The organism is Halobellus clavatus (assembly GCF_900107195.1).
In the GTDB taxonomy this organism is placed as follows: Archaea; Halobacteriota; Halobacteria; order Halobacteriales; family Haloferacaceae; genus Haloquadratum; species Haloquadratum clavatum.
In genome coordinates this window covers 197,416-215,917 of record NZ_FNPB01000003.1, presented here as the reverse complement: position 1 = coordinate 215,917, position 18,502 = coordinate 197,416, and the positions used below count along the sequence as shown (strand labels likewise).

The following is an 18,502-nucleotide window of genomic DNA, read 5'->3' as shown; positions in this document are numbered from 1 at the left end:
CGTCGCTCACGCCCGCCACGCCAGGACCCTCCGTTCGACCCGCCGGAACAGTCCGTCACTCACGAGGAACACGAGGCTGATGACGGCCATATACGCCACGCTGACGTCTGTCGCGAGGTTCTGTGCGGCGTTGATGATCTGGAATCCGACGCCGGGCGCGCCGAACAGTTCGGCGGCAACGACGATCATCCAGCACTGCCCGATGCTCGTCCGGATCCCGGTCGCGATCGACGGCGTCGCCGCCGGGAGAATGACCTTCCGGATCATCGTGAGGTCGTCGTCGACGCCGAGGCTCGCCGCGACTTCCTTCAGGTGCGTCTCGACGCCCTCGACACCGGCGTAGGCGTTGTAGAAGTTGATCCAGAACGCGCCGATGCCGACGATGAACGCCGCGCCGCCGTGGCCGATTCCGATCCAGACGATGGCGAAGACGATCCACGCCAGCGGTGGGATCGGCCGCAGGAAGCGCGTGACCGGTGTGAGTGCGTCGTCGAGCCGCCCACTCCACCCCATCCCGACGCCGAGGGCGATCCCGAGGACGCTCCCGACGACCAGCCCCGGAAGGTAGTGCAGAAGGCTCTGTGCGAGGTTCGCTGTCAGTCGGGTCGCCGGCATGGCGACGCCGACGAACGGGACGGTAAACGTCGTCGGCGCGGTGAGTTCGACGACGAACGCCGTCGCGACTTCCACCGGCGACGGGAGGAGATACGTCCGGTCGACCGCCATCGCCGCGGCCTGCCAGAGGGCGAGAAACGCGAGTGATCCGACCGCACCGTAGGCGAAACTCGTTCCGTCGAGGTCCGCGAGCGAACTCGTCGAGACCGAGTCGGACTCCTCGTCGGGCCGGGCCGCTTCCGACGTGCCGGTGCCGGACGTCGCTCCCGTCTCGAGGCTCATAGCGAGTCGTACACCCCGAAGTCGAACATCGCGTCGTTCGAGAGTACCTCGCTCGTCTTGCCGGACTGCTCGGCGTACTCGGAGAAGACCTGTGCGCCGTCGGCGATCTTGTGCGGATCAGTGATGAAATCAGAGGCCCGAGAGTCCATCGCCCGCCGGGCGGTCTCGACCGGCAGCGAGGACTCCCCGATGACGGTGCTCGCGTGCTGTGCCGCCTCCTCGGGGTTCTCGTTCGCGAACGTCGTCGCGCGCTGGTGCTGCTCGACGAACGCCGCCGCCTGCTCGGGGTTGTCCTCGCGGAGGCGGTCGTGCATCAGCGTGACCGCCGCGGGTTGGCCGGGCATAAAGTCGCCCGCCCAGGCGATCGATTGATACGGCGCGTCGTTGATTTCGGCGATCGTCGGGACCGGTTCCATAATGGACGTCCCGTCGATTTCGCCCGCCAGGAGCGCCTGCCGGACCGGACCGGCGCCGCCCAGCGCCGTGACGTTCACGTCGGTTTCGGGATCGACGCCGACGATCTCCGCGAGCCAGTAGCGGAGCAGGATGTCCGGAACCGAACCGGGTGGGAACGTTCCGAAGGTGAACTTCCGACCCCGTTCTTCCTCGAAGCGAGCGAACGCCTCGGCACCCGAGGACGCGTCCGCCCACATCGCCGCGAAGTCGTCGTGTGCGAGGATCTGCATCGCGTTCTGGATATTTGCGGCGGTGATCTTCGAGGGAATGCCCTTGTCCATCACGATCATCGCCGGCACGATGCCGAACATCATCACGTCGAAATCGCCGGTCGCGGAGGCCTGGACGATGCTCGGGCCGTCGGAGAATACCTCGCCGGAGACCGTCGCCGACAGTTCGTCGAAGTACTCCTCCTGCTCCATAATGAAGTACTGCATATCCGGATAGATCGGCATATACGCGACGGTGATCTCCTCGAGGCCGCCGTCACCGCCGCTTCCACTGGCCCCACCGCCGGTACAGCCTGCAACGCCCGTGAGGCCGACCGCCGAGATCGCCCCGGCCGACCGGAGTACCCGTCGCCGCGAGACCGCCATCCGATCGGTCGTCGTGTCGTCTGTCATTCGACTGTTATAGGCGTTCCTCCCTTATTTACAGCGCGCACGCGGCGAACGTCACGCACAGGTCAGACGGTCGAAAAAGCCCTGATTGGCCACGTTCGGTCCGGAACGGCCCCCTGGGTTCAGAGCCGCCGTTCAGGTGTTGTCAGAGATACCAGTAAAAGTTGCTTATTTATGCACGATGCACGGCAGTCGTCACTGACGGCTACCGGCGCGGTCGGCCGAGGAGGCAAGACCTAACCCGGTGGCAGACGCCAGCGAGGATATGACGAACTTTTCCGAGCGGGTCGAGCAGGTGTCGATCAGCGGCATCCGCGAGGTGTTCGAGGCCGCGGGGGAGGACGCGATCAATCTGGGACTTGGGCAGCCGGATTTCGCCGCGCCGCCGCACGCCCGCGAGGCAGCCGTCGAAGCAATCCGAGACGGCGCTGCCGACGGCTACACCGAGAACAAGGGGATGGCCTCGTTGCGAGAGGCGATTGCTGCGAAGCACGAACGAGACCAGGGCCTCGACGTCGACCCCGACGACGTGATCGCCACTGCGGGCGGTTCTGAGGCGCTTCACATCGCGTTGGAAGCCCACGTCGATGCCGGCGACGAAGTCATAATTCCGGACCCCGGATTCGTCTCTTACGACGCGCTCACGCGGCTCACGGGTGGTACGCCCGTTCCCGTTCCGCTTCGCGAGGACCTCACGATCGATCCGGACGCCATCGAGGCGGCGATCACCGACGACACCGCGGCGTTCGTCGTCAATAGCCCCGGCAACCCGACCGGAGCGGTCTCCCCACCGGAAGACGTCCGCGAGTTCGCCCGGATCGCCGACGAACACGACGTGCTCTGCATCTCCGATGAGGTGTACGAGTATACGGTATTCGACGGCGAGTTCCGCTCGCCGATGGAGTTCGCCGAGAGCGACAACGTCGTGGTGGTCAACTCGGCCTCGAAACTCTACTCGATGACCGGGTGGCGACTCGGCTGGGTGACGGCGTCCACGCCGCGAGTCGAGCGGATGCTCCGCGTTCACCAGTACGCGCAGGCCTGCGCCGCGGCACCCTCGCAGTTCGCCGCCGAGGCCGCGCTGACGGGGCCACAGGACCAGGTTGCGGAGATGACCGACTCCTTCCGCGAGCGACGGGATCTCGTCGTCGACGGCCTGGAGAAGATCGGTCTCGACGTACCCACACCGGGCGGTGCGTTCTACGCGATGCCAGAAGTCCCCGAGGGCTTCGTCGACGAGTGCTTGGATCGGGGCGTTGTCATCGTCCCCGGGGAGGCCTTCGGCGACCACGGTGACGGGTACGCCCGTCTCTCGTATGCGACCGACGAGGAGTCCCTCCGGAACGCGCTCAGTATTATGGAAGACGCGTACGACGCCGTGGTGTGAACGCGAGCGGGGCGCACTCACCGCGTTTGGCACCGGACGTCGCGGAGATCCAGATGGGACGCGACGTCAGGACACGGCTCCGTTCGTCCTGGGGAGGGACGTGCGTCCCGAGCGAGTCCGACCGACTCCTGTGGGCACACTTCGGCAGAAAATCAGGTGTGAGTCTCTAGAGGAGCGTTTTTATACGAACAAACTAATCTTGACGCTATCGAATGCCGCGTTCGGAAGCGACCAGAGCCCGCGTGGGTATCCTCCTGATCGGAGCCATCGGTGCCGGGCTTGTCAGTATCCACGTGAACCACGCTCTGGGCGACCGAGAGAGCCTCCAGACCTTCCTCTCGGGGATTTTCATTCCGATGCTGTTCGCGCTCGGGGTCTTCACCGGTGGCATCTGGCTCTGGAGACTGCGACTTGACGGTGAATATGTCCTCCGTGTCGCAGGGTGGTGTGCACTCGGGGCGGTCGCGTTGGCCGGCGTCGCGACGTTGACGACGGTGTATCAACACGGCGAGGGCGTGACGATGAGCCACCAGTTCTACGTGTTCTCGAACGCCGCCTCTACCGGTGCCGTCATCGGATTTATTACCGGTGTCTATGACATCCGACAGCGCATTGCACAACAGAAACTAACGCAGTTGAGTCACCAACTCACGGTCCTGAATCGCGTCCTTCGTCACGACATACGGAACAACGCGAACATCATCCGGGGCCACGCCGAACTGATCGAGGAGGATTCCGTTGACACTGCCGAACAGATCAACACGATCCGCCAGCGGTCGACCGAACTGGTCGAGATGGGCAAGCAGGCGAGACAGGTGGAGCAACTGCTCCAGGCGGACGATCTGCGTATCGACCCGGTCGAGATCGTCTCCCTGATCGAGAGCAGTTGCGAACAGCTCGCCCGCGAGTATCCCGATAGCATCATCGATACCGCGCTTCCGGACGAATTGGTCGTCTACGGACATCCACTGATCGAATCGGCGCTCCGGAACGTACTCGAGAACGCGATCGAACACAACGAGACGGAGACGCCCCGGGTGTCAGTCGAATCGGTCGCGCCCAGCCAGGGCAGAACCGACCTGGTCGAGATTCGGATCGCGGACAACGGTCCGGGCATCCCCGACCGCGAGCGCGAAGTCCTCGAACGGGGATACGAGACACCGCTCGAACATACGAGCGGCCTCGGACTCTGGCTCGTCAACTGGATCGTCATCGAATCAGGCGGACAAGTCGGATTCGAGGAGAACGATCCGACAGGCAGCATCATCTGTCTCAGGTTCGAGCGGCCACAGACGGGATCACCGCCGAATCCCCCGCTGGAGTCACCGGTCGCTGATGGGAGACCGTTATAAGAGAACGCTCGCCCACCACTCCGCGCGGGCCCCCACGGTTCCTCGCTATGGAGTGGCCGTCCGTGCAATCGGTCGGTGAGCCTGGACGCCCGGAACCGGCCAGTGACTCCACAGTGATGGGGTGGCGGACGGCACGAAACCCAGAGACGGGCTCAATTCGCCGTGCTGACGATCTTGATCACGTCGCCCGATTCCAGTTCGTAGTCCTCGCCGATCCGGCGATTCGATCGCGCGTCGACCGCGTGAAGGTAGCCCTCGCCGATGTCGGAGTGAACGGCGTACGCGAGGTCCTTCGGCGTCGACCCTCGCGGCAGGAGGAAGGCGTCGGGCAGGACGTCGCCGGTCCCGTCGGTCCACCTCGTCTCGTTCTGCACCGGGTAGGCCGTCACCATATCGAGGACGTCGTAGACGACCGTGTCGATAGCACGCTGGACGCCGGTGCCGCCGTGCGTGTTCATCACTTCGCGGATCGTTTCTAAGCCCTGCTGCTGGGCGTCGGACACGGCACCCGAAATCTCGAAGTCGTTGTCGCCCGGCAGGTAGTCCACGACTCCCGACTCGGCGGCCGTCCGGAGCGCCCGCTCGCCGTCCGCCGTCGCGGGGATCACGGGCTTCCCTGCTTCGTTCAGTCGGTCGAGGTTCTCCGCGGGAGCTACGTCGGCCTTGTTGGCGACGAGCACGATTGGCTTGGTCCGCTCGCGGACGTCCCTGGCGAGTCGCTCGCGGTCGTCGTCCGTCCACTGCTGTGGGTCCTCGGGGTACGACACTGCCCGGAGCGATGCGGCCACGTCGTACTCGGTGGCCCCGAATCCAGTCAGCATCTCCGTGAGCGCCTCGTCGATGTCGAAGTCCGGCGATCGGGACTTCCTGACGACTGACTCCCAGTTGCGTTCGATGATGCCGGCCAGCCACTGTTCGAGTTCGGCTTCGACGAAGTCCGCTTCGCGGACGGGGTCGTACGTCCCCACTTCGACGGGTTCGCCCTCGTCGTTGGTCTCCCCGGCGGCGTCGACGACCGCCAGGATCGCGTCCGCGTCCGTCAGCGCGTCGAGGAACTGATTGCCCAAGCCTCGTCCCTCGTGCGCACCGGGGACCAACCCGGCCACGTCGAGGAGTTCGACGGGGACGTAGCGGACGCCGTCCTCACAGTTGCCGCAGCGTTCCTCGCGATCGAGACAGGGGCACTGCGTACGCGCGTGGGTGACGCCGCGGTTCGGATCGATCGTCGTGAACGGATAGTTGCCGACGTCGACGTCGGCCATCGTCGCCGCGCGATAAAAAGTAGACTTGCCCGCGTTGGGCTTCCCGGCGAGTGCGAGAGAGAGCATACCAGCGAGAGGGGCGACGGTCGGAAGTAGGTTTCCGTCCCACTCGCGCTCGCGCTGTCGGAGCCGTTCAGTCCGACGCGCGCTCGATCCGCCGGCGGGCAATCTCGTCGATCCGATCGGCGAGTTCGGCCGTGTCAGCGTCGCTCGCCGCCGCATCGATCGCCGCCTGATCGATCAGTTCCAGCGTCTCGAGGCGCTGCCGAATCGCGCGCTCCGAGATGCTGCCCCAGTCTACGTCTCCGTACGCGTCCATCCGCTGTTTGAGTTGGTCGTCTACCTCGATGGTGATCGCGGGCATATATGCTATACGTGCACACATAACACTATACGTTTCGGTGAATTGATCCGAGTGAGAACGGTCCCGCAACGACACACTGAAACGAAAGTCCGGAGTAGGGGGCAACCGAACGCACTCCTATGTCGAAAGAGCGAGACGGGTCGGGCGGGACGAGTGGGGGGTCCGGGACGGCCGTCGACGGGGCAGAGAACCCGGAACTGGGCCGCGGTGAGAGCGTCCTCGGTCTCGGCGGAACGTCGTGGGTGGTCGTCTACCTCAAGGGGCTCTGTATGGGCACTGCGGACGCCGTCCCGGGCGTCTCCGGGGGCACGATCGCACTCATCACTGGGATCTACGAGCGGTTGATCGGGGCGATTACCGCGGTATCGCCGGCGCGGATCCGTCGCGTCCTGATGGGGATTTTTTCGGACCACCGCAGCGATGCGATCGAGGCGCTCCGCACGATCGACGGCGGATTCCTCGCGGTGCTCGGATTCGGCATCGCCACGGCGATCGTCACCGTCACCCGCGTCGTCCACGTCGGGATCCAGTCGATGCCGGTCCTCACCTTCGGGTTCTTCTTCGGCCTCATCGCGGCGTCCGCGTGGGTGCTCTTTTCGGAGGTCGCCGTCGACACGGCCCCGCGTATGGCCGCGGCCGTCGCGGGATTCGTCATCGCCTTCGTCGCCTCAGGGCAGGCGTCTGCAGCCCTCGGCGCAGGGCTTCCGGTCACCTTTCTCGCCGGCGCGATCGCGGTGAGCGCGATGATCCTCCCCGGAATTTCGGGGTCGCTCCTCCTCCTCATCCTGGGTCAGTACGACTATATGACCGGCACCCTCTCGGCGTTCGTCGATGCGCTCCTCGCGCTCGCGACGGGCGGCGGACTGGGGCCACTGCGCGAGAACGGAATCGTCGTGGCCGCGTTCGTCTCTGGCGCGCTCGTCGGCCTGCTCACCGTCGCGCACGCGGTCCGGTGGGCGCTGGATCGTGCGCGGACCGCGACGCTGGCGTTCCTCGTTGCGCTGATCGTCGGTGCGCTGCGCGCCCCACTGTCTCGGACCGGCGACCGCCTAGCGGAGCTCGGTCGGACGTGGACTCCCACGACCATCGGCGTCTTTATCATCGCAGCCGTGGTCGGCGCAGCGCTCGTGCTCCTGTTAGAACGGTACACGGGCGTCGCGACCATCGAGGACGGAGCCTAGACGCAGAACTGGCGTTTCGGGCTGGTCGAACAGACGGGTTCGAGCCGCAGAATCGAAGGGACGAACGCCGGATGACTGACAGCGACGTGGTCACAGGCGTCCCGACCGCGTGAGGGCCGGCAGCGAACGACGTCGTCCGCGCGCAGTGCTCCGGCGGGGCACCGCGCCCAGCGGTCGGGAGGAAGGCCACCGTGATGCGGCGGGCGACCGACGTGTGGCACCGTCCGACCCGATGTGATGCCGATCGGCCGCCGTCGCCGCGGGAGTGTGCGTGTGCCCAGTATCACTCCCTCGGTACCGCGATGTTCACCAGCGATGCTTCGCCACACTGTTCGCAGACGCCGCCTTCGTCGGCCCGAGCGCCGCATATCCGGCACTCGTAACGACTCTCGTCGGGGTGGTATGGATCGATTGACCCGTTGTATATCACCATACGTGTTAGCTGATGACACACCGTAATAACAGTTGCCCTGATATCGGGCTGTACGAGAAATAAGACCTAAAGTAACATAATATATCGACAGTTATCGTATCAGTCTAGGATTATCTACGCGCGATGTGAACGAACGTTTCTTTCCGGCTGCTCGCTTCCACGGTTCGGAATCCGGCGGACTCGAACCGTTCGACGGCGTCGGCAAGTGCGTACCGCTCGTCCATCGGCGGGCCGTCGTCGCCGGTCCCCCGCGCGGACCAATCGAGGGTCACCACGCGTCCCCCGGGCCGAACGACGCGCGCGAGTTCCTCGAGAGACGCCTCGGAAGCGAACTCGTGGTAGGTCATCGTCGAGAAGGCGGCGTCCAGTTCGTCGTCGTCGAGCGGCATCGCGGACGCTTCGGCGGCGACGAATTCGACGTTCTCCTGAGCACCCTTCTCCCGGTGGTACTCGTGCATTTCGCTCTGGACGTCGACTGCGTAGACGGTGTCGGCGAAGGGGGCGATCTCGTCGGTGTAGAATCCAGTACCGCTGCCAATGTCGGCCACGACCGCTCGGCCGCCGAGATCGAGCGCGGCGAGAAGTTCTTCTCGCGAGCAGAACCGATACCGACCGGGGTCTTCGAGGACGTCCGCCCGGTCAGCGTCGAAGGTGTGAAATCCCATACCGGATGGAGGGACGGTACGGGCCTAAGTGTGTCCGTTGCGCTCTCACCGGACGAGGGAGACGGAGGAGTCACAGTTATCAGGGTCGCACGCAGATCTTCTGGCGATGGCCCCGACACTCAAAAGCCCGACCGAACGGACCTGTGAACGCTGCGGCCGAATCGAGGTCTGGGATGAGTCCATCGCCACGTGGCGTCTGACGAACGAGGACGACGAGAGCGATCGGGACGTCGGCAGCCCGTACTGTATTCACGAGTGGGACATCAACGGCTCGTTCGTCCCCTTCGAGGACGAGTCGAAGGCTGCGACGGCCTGAGTGCGGTTCTCTTCGCTCTACGTCGAGCCGAGCGAACCCAACACCGACGCCGTCCCGTCGAAGTAGGAACCGTCGACGACGACGTCTGCTGCGTCCCGAGCAGCCGCGTCGGCGTTCGCGACGGCGTAGGCAGTCCCGGCGGCCCGGAACGTCGAGACGTCGTTCTCGCTATCGCCGATAGCGACGAACTCCGACGGGCTCCGGCCCAGCGACGAGGCGACGACACCCAGTCCGTCCCCCTTCTCGACGCCGGGCGTCTTGAGATGGTACGCGTAGCCGGTGTCGACGACTTCCAGATCGAACTCCGCGGCGACTGTCCGGAGCAGGTCCTCGTCGGCCGAGAGATCGACTGCGACCTCCGTGCGTCGCCACTCGTTGACGTCGTCGAACCCGTCCCAGCCGAGGTCCCCGCCCCGCTCCACGAACGCATCGGCCGCGGCCTGCGCCCGCTCGCGGTCGCCCTGATAGGACACCTGCCCGTCGGCGAGGACGACGCCGCCGTTCTCCGCGATCACGGTGAGTTCGATCCCGAGGTAGTGACAGAGCGTCACTGGATACGGGAAGGCTTTCCCGGTCGCCAACACCACCGGTGCGTTCCAGGCCTGGAGATACGGGAAGGTCCGGGAGTCCAGGCGGCCGGCGTCGTCGGTGAGCGTCCCGTCGATGTCCAGGACCAGCGGCGGCTCCGAAGTCATCGACAGCACTAGCGCCTGCCGCGACATAGACCCTCCGTTCGGTGGGCTCGGTCCGGTGACTTCGGCGTCCGTTTCGGGTGCTGTCCGTGGCTGTCAGCGCACCGTCTCCCAGGGTCGGGCCGTCGACTGACCCCGTGGTGGGCCGTCTACAGGCAGCCCGGTCGGCCGGCGAACGAGGACGCGATCTACGCCGACGCGACGGGTTCGACGCCGATCGTGACGGTCACGCCCTCGACGTCCCACTCCTCGACGAGCGCCCACTCGCTCTCGGCGGCGAGTTCGTCGCCGTCGACGAACTCCCGCGTGCGAGTCTCCTCGGCGACGACGTCGCGGTACTGGTCGACGAACTGCTCGATTCGGGGATCGGCGACGTCGACGTAGGTGTCGATCTCCGCGTCGACGTCGAGATCGAGCCGCTTGCGCATCTCCTGGATCCGCCGGACCACGTCGCGGGCGTACCCCTCGGCTTCGATCTCCTCGGTGAGCGAGGTGTCGACGTAGACGGTGCCGCCGTCGAAGTCTGCCCCCGAGACGTGCTCGGGCGGTTCGGCCTCGTAGGACACCATCTCGTCAGTGAGTTCGTAGGTTTCGCCGTCGATCTCGACGCCGTTTTCGACTGCCTCGCGCGTCTCCCCCTGGACGGCTTCCATCACGTTCTGGGCGTCGGCACCGAACTCGGGGCCGATCACGCCCATTTCGGGGACGGCGCGCTCGATCAGTTCGTCGAACTCCGCCACTACCTCGATCGAGCGGGCGTTGACGCGTTCGCGCAGGAGCGCCGAGAGCGATTCGACTGCCGCGCCGACGTCGTCGTCGCCGGTGGCCACGATCACGCGCTCGACGGGCCAGCGGAGTTTGCGACCGCCCTGCTGGCGGGCGTTGGCTGCGGCCTCCTCGACGTCACGGAGGACCGCCATCTCACGTTCGAGTTCCTCGTCGCGCAGGTCGCTGTCGGGTTCGGGGTACGAGAGCGCGTGGACGCTCGCCGCGTCGCCGTCGAGGTGCTGGTACATCTGCTCTGCGAGGTACGGCGTCACGGGTGCCAGCAGACGGATCGTCTCCTCCAGGACGGTCACGAGCGTCGCGTACGCGCCGCGCTTGGAGGCTGAGTCTTCGTCGTCCCACATTCGCTCGCGGATCGCCTTCACGTAGAAGCGCGAGACGTCCTCGGTGAGGAAATCGAGCACCGTGTTCAGCGCCGTGCTCACCTCGTAGTCCTCCCACGCATCGCGGGCCTCGCGCTTGACGGACTGCAGTCTCGAGAGGACCCACTCGTCGACGACCGTGCGTTCGCCGTCCGAGAGGTCCGCGTCCGCGGGATCGTAGCCGTCGAGTTCCATATACGGCAGCGGGAAGCGGAAGACGTTCCAGAAGATGTTGAGCGTCGACTGCATTTCACCCAGTCCGTCCCACTCGAAGGAGAGATCCACGCCCTGCTGGTCGTGGCTGAGGAGATACGCTCGCAATGGGTCCCGGCCGGCCCGCTCGATGGCCTCCTCGGGCGTGACGATGTTCCCGAGCGACTTCGACATCTTTCTGCCGTCCTCGTCGTTGACGAAGCCGTGCATCATCACCTCCTCGTAGGGGGCGCGGCCGACCGCGGCCGAACCCATTCCCAGCTGGGACCAGAACCACCCGCGGGTCTGGTCGTGCGCTTCGACGATCCAGTCGGCGGGCCACAGTTCCTCGTAGGCGTCGGTCTCGCTCGGGTAATCGAGGGTTCCCCAGGTCGCGACCGAGGAGTCGATCCAGACGTCGAAGACGTCGGGGACGCGCTCGTAGGTCTTGCCGTCCTCGGTGATCGTCAGCGGATCGACCGCGGGCCGGTGGAGGTCCAGTTCGTCGGGGTCGACGTCCTGATCGGCGCGTTCGGCGAGCTCGTCCCGGGTGCCGATCACGATCCACTCGCCGTCGTCGGCCTGCCAGATCGGCAGGGGGATCCCCCAGTAACGCTGCCGGGAGATGTTCCAGTCGGGGGCGTCCTCGACGAAGTCGCGGAAGCGGTTGTCGCGCGCCCACTGCGGGTACCACTCGGTCTCCTCGATGTTGTCGAGCAGTTCGTCTTTGATGTCGGTGACGGTGATGAACCACTGGTCGGTCGCGAGGAAGATGATGTCCGTGTCGCAGCGCCAACAGTGACCGTACCGGTGCTCGTGGGTCCCCGACGCAAGGAGCGCGCCGTCGTCGTCGAGGTCGTCGATGATGTCGTCGTTCGCGTCGCGGACGAACGTGCCCGCGTACGCGCCGGCCTGTTCGGTGAACGCTCCGCGGCCGTTCACGGGGACGAAGACGTCGAGGTCCAGTTCCTGACCGCGGGCGAAGTCCTCCTGCCCGTGACCGGGCGCTGAGTGGACCAGTCCGGTGCGGTCGGCCTCGACGTAGTCGGCGGTGTACACCTCGCCGGCGCCCTCGAAGTCCGCGTGTTCGTTCAGATGTGGTTCGAGCGGATTGTCGTACGTGTAGCCGACGAGTTCCTCGCCAGCGAACTCCTCGACGACCTCGTAGTCCTCGTAACGGCCCTCTTTGAGGACGTCCTCGACGCACGGTTCGGCGATGTAGAGCACCTCGCTTTCGCCGCCCTTCTCCGCGCGAACGGCCTGATACGTCATCTCGCCGTCGACGGCGACGAACGTGTTCGCGGGGATGGTCCAGGGGGTCGTCGTCCAGATCACGAGACTCCCCGCTCGGTCCCGAAGCGGGAACTTCACGTAGATCGACGGTGAGGTGATCTCGTCGTACTCGACCTCGTTGGCGGCGATGGCGGTCTGACACCGCGGGCAGTAGTTGACCGAGCGCTTGCCCTGCTCGACGAGTCCGCGCTCGTCGACCTGCTGGAAGGCCCACCACGCGGCTTCCATATACTCGGGCGACATCGTCTCGTAGGGATCGTCCCAGTCCATCCAGACCCCGATCGACTGGAAGTCGTCGTCCATCGCCTCGCGGTTGCGCTCGGCGAACGCCTTGCACTCCTCGATGAACGGTTCGATGCCGAACTCTTCGATGTCGCGCTTGGTCTCGAAGCCGAGTTCCTCCTCGACTTTCACCTCGATCGGCAGGCCGTGCATGTCGTACCCCGGCCGATCGGTCACGCGGTGCCCTGTCATCCGCTTGTACCGGATGACGGCGTCCTTCAGCGTCTTGTTCCAGGCCGTCCCGAGGTGCATCTGTCCGGAGGTGTACGGTGGCCCGTCGACGAAGAAGAAGGGCGGGTCGTCGGCGTGCGCCTCCTTCGTCGCCTCGTAAGCGTCGGCGTCGTCCCAGTACTCCTCGACCGCGGATTCGACGGCCGCGGGCGTGTACTGGTCGTCGACTTCGTCCATACAGGTGGAGTACCAGCGAACGTATATGAAATCCGTGGAACGGGCGCGAACTTCGGGTCTCGGCGGCGCGAGTCGGGACCGTCAGGACTCGGATCGGACCATCCGTTCGGCGAGCACCTCCCCCGTCTCCTCGTCGTATACGGGGACACGGACTCGTCGGGGGGTCGCGTCGGCGCTGTAGCGGATGACCGTCGTCGCGATAACGTCCTCGGTCTCCGGCGGCAGGTCGAGTTCTGAGGCATCCCGCGTCGCTCGCACCATCGGGGCCATCACCGTCCGCCAGCCCGTCCAGCCGAGGTCGCCGTACAGTATCGTCGGGGCGACTTGGGCGGCGTCGGCCCGCGGCATCCGCACTTCGTAGACCAGGATGAAGTGCGACCCGTAGTCGGCGTTTCGCAGTTTGTTGTCGAAGGTGCGCTCGTTCGTCGGGTAGTGATCGGTGAATACCTCAGAGACGTCCGGCGGTTTCTCGGTGAACAGCGCGGCGTGGTGGGTCGACTCCGACGACGCCGAGAGGCCGTCGGCGAACCACGGTTCCGACGCGGGGTGAAACACCATCGTGGCGACGTCCATTTCGACGTCGTCGCTCAGTTCTCGGCGCACCGCGCCGGTGCAGCCGGCGAGGGCGGTCATCGACAGGGCGGCGGCCGACGCGGTCGTCGAGAGGAGGGCTCTGCGATTCACGGTCGACTCTCCCGGAGCCATCGACATATATCCGTGGACTGGAGCGCGATCGAACGGGTACGATCGGATGGGCGGTGAGCGTACGCTTCGTGGCGGCGGTGCAGTCGTCGCACCGAATCGTACCGCGAGTCTCGCGGCGCGAGTCTCGCGGCACTTTTTTCGTCCAGATTTTTGCAAGGAGTGGTGCGCCTCCGGCACCCGACGCAGCAAAAAGGTGGGTTTTAGAAGTCAGGCAGGTCGTCGGGCGCTTCGTACTCCGATTCCCAGGTGATGTAGTCGTCTTTCAGCACGTCGCAGACGGTCTGGCCCAGTTCTGTCAGGCCGGCGTTGATCGACGAGACCGTCTTCCAGGAGTCGACGTCGGGGTGGATCTCGCGCTCTTTCCAGTCCTCCGGCAGGCCGGGGGCGTGATACCCCACGCGGTCGGCGAAGTCGTCCCAGAAGAAATCGAAGTGCGAGAGCAACTCCAGTTCCAGGATGATCGTCCACTCCTCGTCGGTGACGTCGGTTGTCGCAGCCCACGCCGCGAAGGCGTCTTCCCACGCGCCGTCGCGGAGGAGCGCCTCGAGGTCGTCGCGGCGATAGTCGGTGTCGCCGACGACGTCGGCGTCGTCGTACTCGTTCGGGTCGACGGTGTCTTCGAGTTCCGGGACGGACGGGGTCTCGACCGAGAGCGTCATAGGAAGATGTTGGCCTCCAGGCGGGATATACTGTCGGGACGACCGGGCGGGAGAGACGCTCGAACTCAGCGCTCGCCGCCGAAGCCGTCGAAGTCGTCGAACTCGTCGGGTTCCTCGGTCGGGTCGTCGCCGGTGTCGTCAGTCGGTCCGAGATCGAACCGCTCGGGGGGTTGCCCCGCCTCGTCGAGCACCACGTCGCTCACCTCAATCGGGCAGTCGATGCGGACTGCGAGCGCGATCGCGTCACTCGGGCGAGCGTCGAAGACGAACTGGCGGGACTGTCCCTGTTTGTACCGCTCGGCGTCGATCTTCGCGTAGAAGGTCCCGTCTGCGACGTCGTCGATCCGGACGCGATCGACCGCGCCGCCGAACTCGGTGACCATCTCGACCAGCAGGTCGTGCGTCAGTGGGCGCTCGAAGGGCTCGCCTGAGACAGCGAGTTGGATCGCCCGGGCCTGGTCGTTCGTGACCACGATCGGGAGGAACTCCGACCGTGCTGACACGACGACCGCGGGGATGTTCTCGCCGTCGGCGTCGACGCCAACGGCGATGCCTTCGACCTCGCCCGGGTGATTCATACCGTGCTCTAGTGCGTCCGGGTACGAATACTTACGGGACGTGACCCCCTCTCGGACGGGCCGCGCACTCGGTCACGGGCCCCGCGATCACCGTCGTTCGCGGACAGCCCAGATCCCGAACCACAGGAGTAAGACGGTGAGGCCACCGAGGAAGACGAGCAGCCCGGGAGGAATGGTAGACGCGGCGGCATCGGCGGCGATCTGGGCCGATTCCGTCGATTCCGCCGAGAACGTTCCAGCGTCGCCGCCCCCGCTGCCGGTCTGCGCGCCGAAGGGGAACCCCTCGATCGCGACCTGCGCGAGCATGCTCACGATTCCGACGACGCCGACGCCGCCGAGGAGGCTCTTGAGCGCCGACGAGAGACCGGCCGTCTCTTCGTTGTCTGTCGCGACGACGACGAGCGGGCGGTCCGCGGGCGCGTAGACGTTCATCTCGCGACCCTTCTCGGAGTAAGCCGTGTCGACCACCTCGATCGCCCCGGCCGATTCGAGGCGTCCGAGGTGGTACTGGACGTTTTGCAGGGACGTGTCGACGGTCTCGGCGAGGGCGGCGGGGTTCGTCGGTTCGTCGTGGAGCGCACCGAGGAGCTGCCGAGCGGTCTTCGATGAGAGGACCGAGAGCAGTTCGTCGGCGTCATCGTCGTCGAGTCCGACCACGCGCGGGGACGCGTCGACGTCGGGCTCGGATTGGGAGGGCAGGAGACGAGCCATCGCAAATCGCTACGACGGGGACCGATACAAATCTGTTGTTCTGCCGGGGTCCAGATCGGACGAGTGCCGTGGGGCCGTCGCCGTCGCGGGACGGGGTGTTCTCCCTCCGCAATACACTTGCATCCCGGCGTTCTACGTCGGGTTATGTACGTCCGGGACGCCAAAAATCGAGACGAGGTCTGGTTACTCGACAGGATCGAGGAGGCCGACATCGACGACCCCGCGTTTCGGTCCCGGGATTACGTGATCGCCCTCGACGAGGAGACGTCACGAAAGGCGGGATTCGGCCGTATTCGGGTCCACAAGACCGACGCGGGTGAGTTCTGTGAACTCGCGTTCGTCTACACCCTCCCGCCGTGGCGCCAACAGGGCGTCGCGGCGCACGTCATCGAACGGCTGGTTTCTGAGGCCTCAGACGAGGGCTACGACACGGTGTACACGTTCACGCGGCAGCCCTCGTACTTCACGCCGTTCGACTTCGAGCCACGAGAGACCGGCGACCTCCCGGCTGCGGTCCGCGAGCGCCTCGAGACCGTTCGGAAAGAGCGCGGCGAGGACGTCATCGCGATGGCGGTCCACGCCGACGATTTCACCGTTCCCTCGCGGTTCCGCGAGCGGTTCAAGAACGCGTCGCCCGCAGACGAACCCGAGGACGGTGAGGTACCGATCGAAGAGACGGCGGAGGACTTCGGGATCGACGCAGACGAAGCGACGTACAAGTACGACACCGGTAACTGAGGCGGTCAGGGCCGCAACGATTGCCGCGGCGTCGAGTCCACGTCTGTGGATCAGTCGCTACGTCCGGTCTTCGAGGAAGTCGGTGCTGAAGACGATGTACGCCAGCACCGAACAGAAGAGGATCGGCGGGAGGATTGCGAACGCCCACAGCGGCTGGATCCCCCACCCGAGGAGCAACACGACGTCCGCGAGGCCGACGGCGAGGAAGGGAGCGACCGCGAGGGCGGCGCGACGGCGGTTTTTGCCGCCCGAGGTCGAGTCGAGCGGGTCGTCGGGGTCGAACTCCTCGTCGGGGGTCGCCGCGGTGTCGCCGCGGTCCTCGGCCGACGTGGTCGAAGGCATACCGGCACTCGGACATCCAGCGACAAAAGCGCCGCGCTGTGTCACCGTGTCTCAGCGAGGTCAGTCGCGATCGACCCGCTCGCTCTCGTTCGTCCCGACGTCGTCGTCTTCCAGACGAGACGCGAGTTCGACGAGGCCGAACAGCCCACCCAGGAGAAGGGTCGAGATGCCGACGCCGTAGAGCGCCACAGCGAGCGGTGTCACGGGGATTGTCAGGTTCGTGCCCAGGACCGCCGCGTCTGCGAGTTCCGCCGAGCCGTTGCTACCGACGAACCAGCCGACGGCGGCCGAGAGGAGCACCACCGTGCCACCGACCGCGAGCATAATGCGTCGGCCGAGCCCCGCCTGCCCGGTGACCGCGCCGTCCTCGACTGCTGTATCCGATTGCACGGTCGATCTACGTGCGGCGGCCCCCTTGCCCTTTCGGTGCAGGCGCCTCGACGGCAACCTACAAGCCTCGGCCCCTCGAAGCGACGGGCGATGCCAGCCCACCGCGAACTCGTCGAGCGCGCCCGCCAGGCCACGAAGAACGCGTACGTCCCGTACTCGGAGTACCGCGTGGGCGCCGCGCTCGAAACCGCCGACGGCTCGGTGTATCTCGGATGCAACATCGAGAACGCGAACTACTCGAACAGCCGCCACGCCGAGGAGGTCGCGATCCTCGAGGCGATAAAGGAGGGCCACCGCGACTTCGAACGGATCGCGGTCACCTCCGGCGCGCGCGACGGCGTCACCCCCTGCGGGATGTGTCGACAGACCCTCGCCGAGTTCGCTTCGGAGGATCTGACGGTCGTCTGCGACGAGGGGGGCGACGAGACGACGGTGTACGCGCTCGGTGCTCTCCTTCCGGACGCGATCACGCTGGAGACGCTCTCGGCGGCCGAGGCCGGGCGACGCGACGACGAGGGGTAGGGACGTCCGACGACCACAGCCGACAGTGTATTCTCCCTTCGTTCTCGACACTCGGGTATGACCGACAGCGAAGACCCGAACGACGAAACGCAGTACCACATTGCCGTCGGCCCCGACGACGTCGCCGACGCGGTCCTCCTGCCGGGCAACCCCGAGCGCGTCGACAAGGTCACCGCGCTGTGGGACGACGCCGAGGAACGGGCGCACCACCGCGAGTACCGGACAGCGACGGGCAGTTACGAGGGAACGCCGATCTCTGTCACCTCCACGGGGATCGGCAGTCCGTCGGCGGCAATCGCCACAGAGGAACTCGCGCGGGTGGGCGCGGACACGTTCGTCCGCGTCGGCTCCTGCGGCGCGATCCAGCCCGAAATGGACGTCGGTGACCTCGTCATCACCTCGGGCGCAGTCCGTCAAGAGGGAACCTCGAAGGAGTACGTCCGGGAGGACTATCCGGCAGTGGCCGACCGTGAAGTCGTCTCCGCACTCGTCGCCGCCGCCGAGCGCCTCGGTCACCACTACCACGTCGGGCTGACGATGAGCGCTGATTCCTTCTATGCGGGCCAGGGGCGGCAAGGATTCGAGGGCTTCCGTGCAGCCGGCGCGGAGTCACTCGTCGAGGAACTCCGCGACGCGGAGGTAAAGAACATCGAGATGGAGGCCGCCGCACTGCTCACCATCGCGAACGTCTACGGCCTCCGGGCCGGCGCGGTCTGTTCGGTGTACGCGAACCGGGTCACCGGTGAGTTCCGGACCGCCGGCGAGTCCCGGGCCGCCGAGACCGCCAGTCTCGCCGTCCACCTCCTCGCGAAGATGGACGAGGCCAAACGGGCGGCCGGCGTCGACCACTGGCACGCGGGGCTCTCGATCGAGTGAGTGCCGACAGGCCGATTGTGGCTCGTTCCGACT

At 66.0% G+C, this 18,502-nt stretch carries 21 protein-coding genes; 7 read left to right on the top strand and 14 right to left on the bottom strand.

Annotated elements, in window-relative coordinates:
- Positions 1–6 precede the first annotated feature (6 nt).
- Complete coding sequence (locus tag BLU74_RS06610; protein ID WP_089766482.1) at positions 7–897, bottom strand: ABC transporter permease; 891 nt, start codon at positions 895–897, stop codon at positions 7–9.
- Positions 894–1,976, bottom strand: coding sequence for an ABC transporter substrate-binding protein (locus BLU74_RS06605; RefSeq protein ID WP_089766481.1), 1,083 nt, complete (start codon positions 1,974–1,976; stop codon positions 894–896). The genes BLU74_RS06610 and BLU74_RS06605 overlap by 4 nt, the downstream gene beginning before the upstream one ends.
- Before the next feature lie 262 nt (positions 1,977–2,238).
- Between BLU74_RS06605 and BLU74_RS06600 the strand changes: the two genes are divergently transcribed.
- Positions 2,239–3,360 carry a pyridoxal phosphate-dependent aminotransferase gene (locus tag BLU74_RS06600; protein WP_089766579.1) on the top strand — a complete coding sequence of 374 codons (1,122 nt, stop codon included), beginning with the start codon at positions 2,239–2,241 and terminating at the stop codon, positions 3,358–3,360.
- A gap of 212 nt (positions 3,361–3,572) precedes the next feature.
- The gene (locus tag BLU74_RS06595; RefSeq protein WP_089766480.1) at positions 3,573–4,712 is read left to right on the top strand and encodes an ATP-binding protein; all 1,140 of its coding nucleotides are present in this window, start codon (positions 3,573–3,575) and stop codon (positions 4,710–4,712) included.
- Positions 4,713–4,864: 152 nt separating this feature from the next.
- Here BLU74_RS06595 and BLU74_RS06590 read toward each other — a convergent pair whose 3' ends face one another.
- Positions 4,865–6,040, bottom strand: a complete 1,176-nt coding sequence (locus BLU74_RS06590) for a redox-regulated ATPase YchF (RefSeq protein WP_089766479.1) — start codon at positions 6,038–6,040, stop codon at positions 4,865–4,867.
- 67 nt (positions 6,041–6,107) lie between these two features.
- The gene (locus tag BLU74_RS06585) at positions 6,108–6,338 is read right to left on the bottom strand and encodes a hypothetical protein (protein ID WP_089766478.1); all 231 of its coding nucleotides are present in this window, start codon (positions 6,336–6,338) and stop codon (positions 6,108–6,110) included.
- Between the two features lie 269 nt (positions 6,339–6,607).
- Here BLU74_RS06585 and BLU74_RS06580 point away from each other — a divergent pair, with 269 nt between their 5' ends.
- Positions 6,608–7,519 (top strand): DUF368 domain-containing protein, encoded by a 912-nt coding sequence (locus BLU74_RS06580; protein ID WP_089766578.1) that lies wholly within the window; start codon positions 6,608–6,610, stop codon positions 7,517–7,519.
- 283 nt (positions 7,520–7,802) lie between these two features.
- Here BLU74_RS06580 and BLU74_RS18415 read toward each other — a convergent pair whose 3' ends face one another.
- On the bottom strand, positions 7,803–7,952 hold the full coding sequence (locus tag BLU74_RS18415; RefSeq protein WP_139175666.1) for a rubrerythrin-like domain-containing protein: 150 nt from the start codon (positions 7,950–7,952) through the stop codon (positions 7,803–7,805).
- 110 nt (positions 7,953–8,062) lie between these two features.
- Positions 8,063–8,617, bottom strand: coding sequence for a class I SAM-dependent methyltransferase (locus BLU74_RS06575; RefSeq protein WP_089766477.1), 555 nt, complete (start codon positions 8,615–8,617; stop codon positions 8,063–8,065).
- A 106-nt stretch (positions 8,618–8,723) separates the two neighbouring features.
- On the opposite strand from BLU74_RS06575, the gene BLU74_RS06570 reads away from it, so the two are divergent.
- Entirely contained in the window at positions 8,724–8,933 is a 210-nt protein-coding gene (locus BLU74_RS06570; protein WP_089766476.1) for an HEWD family protein, read from the top strand.
- Between the two features lie 17 nt (positions 8,934–8,950).
- Here BLU74_RS06570 and BLU74_RS06565 read toward each other — a convergent pair whose 3' ends face one another.
- The 6 genes from BLU74_RS06565 to BLU74_RS06540 all read right to left on the bottom strand — a co-directional run bounded on the left by BLU74_RS06565 (position 8,951) and on the right by BLU74_RS06540 (position 15,601).
- Positions 8,951–9,628: an HAD-IIB family hydrolase gene (locus BLU74_RS06565; protein ID WP_089766577.1), complete on the bottom strand. Its 678-nt coding sequence runs from the start codon at positions 9,626–9,628 to the stop codon at positions 8,951–8,953.
- A gap of 185 nt (positions 9,629–9,813) precedes the next feature.
- Positions 9,814–12,948, bottom strand: coding sequence for an isoleucine--tRNA ligase (gene ileS, locus BLU74_RS06560; protein ID WP_089766475.1), 3,135 nt, complete (start codon positions 12,946–12,948; stop codon positions 9,814–9,816).
- A gap of 81 nt (positions 12,949–13,029) precedes the next feature.
- A complete protein-coding gene (locus tag BLU74_RS06555; RefSeq protein ID WP_089766576.1) occupies positions 13,030–13,632 on the bottom strand; it encodes a hypothetical protein in 603 nt (200 codons plus the stop codon).
- A 221-nt stretch (positions 13,633–13,853) separates the two neighbouring features.
- Positions 13,854–14,312, bottom strand: a complete 459-nt coding sequence (locus tag BLU74_RS06550) for a DUF7992 family protein (protein WP_089766474.1) — start codon at positions 14,310–14,312, stop codon at positions 13,854–13,856.
- 65 nt (positions 14,313–14,377) lie between these two features.
- Positions 14,378–14,890, bottom strand: a complete 513-nt coding sequence (locus tag BLU74_RS06545) for a bifunctional nuclease family protein (RefSeq protein ID WP_089766473.1) — start codon at positions 14,888–14,890, stop codon at positions 14,378–14,380.
- A gap of 87 nt (positions 14,891–14,977) precedes the next feature.
- A complete protein-coding gene (locus tag BLU74_RS06540; protein WP_089766472.1) occupies positions 14,978–15,601 on the bottom strand; it encodes an ArsR/SmtB family transcription factor in 624 nt (207 codons plus the stop codon).
- A 144-nt stretch (positions 15,602–15,745) separates the two neighbouring features.
- Here BLU74_RS06540 and BLU74_RS06535 point away from each other — a divergent pair, with 144 nt between their 5' ends.
- On the top strand, positions 15,746–16,339 hold the full coding sequence (locus BLU74_RS06535) for a GNAT family N-acetyltransferase (RefSeq protein WP_089766471.1): 594 nt from the start codon (positions 15,746–15,748) through the stop codon (positions 16,337–16,339).
- Between the two features lie 57 nt (positions 16,340–16,396).
- Here the strand turns inward: BLU74_RS06535 and BLU74_RS06530 are convergent, their stop codons facing one another.
- Positions 16,397–16,681 carry a DUF8142 family protein gene (locus BLU74_RS06530; protein WP_089766470.1) on the bottom strand — a complete coding sequence of 95 codons (285 nt, stop codon included), beginning with the start codon at positions 16,679–16,681 and terminating at the stop codon, positions 16,397–16,399.
- 60 nt (positions 16,682–16,741) lie between these two features.
- Positions 16,742–17,071, bottom strand: coding sequence for a DUF7520 family protein (locus BLU74_RS06525; protein ID WP_245705744.1), 330 nt, complete (start codon positions 17,069–17,071; stop codon positions 16,742–16,744).
- Positions 17,072–17,161: 90 nt separating this feature from the next.
- On the opposite strand from BLU74_RS06525, the gene cdd reads away from it, so the two are divergent.
- Together cdd and BLU74_RS06515 are read left to right on the top strand one after the other, a co-directional pair.
- Positions 17,162–17,593: a cytidine deaminase gene (gene cdd / locus BLU74_RS06520; protein WP_089766469.1), complete on the top strand. Its 432-nt coding sequence runs from the start codon at positions 17,162–17,164 to the stop codon at positions 17,591–17,593.
- Positions 17,594–17,650: 57 nt separating this feature from the next.
- On the top strand, positions 17,651–18,469 hold the full coding sequence (locus BLU74_RS06515; protein WP_089766468.1) for a nucleoside phosphorylase: 819 nt from the start codon (positions 17,651–17,653) through the stop codon (positions 18,467–18,469).
- The last annotated feature ends 33 nt before the right edge of the window (positions 18,470–18,502 follow it).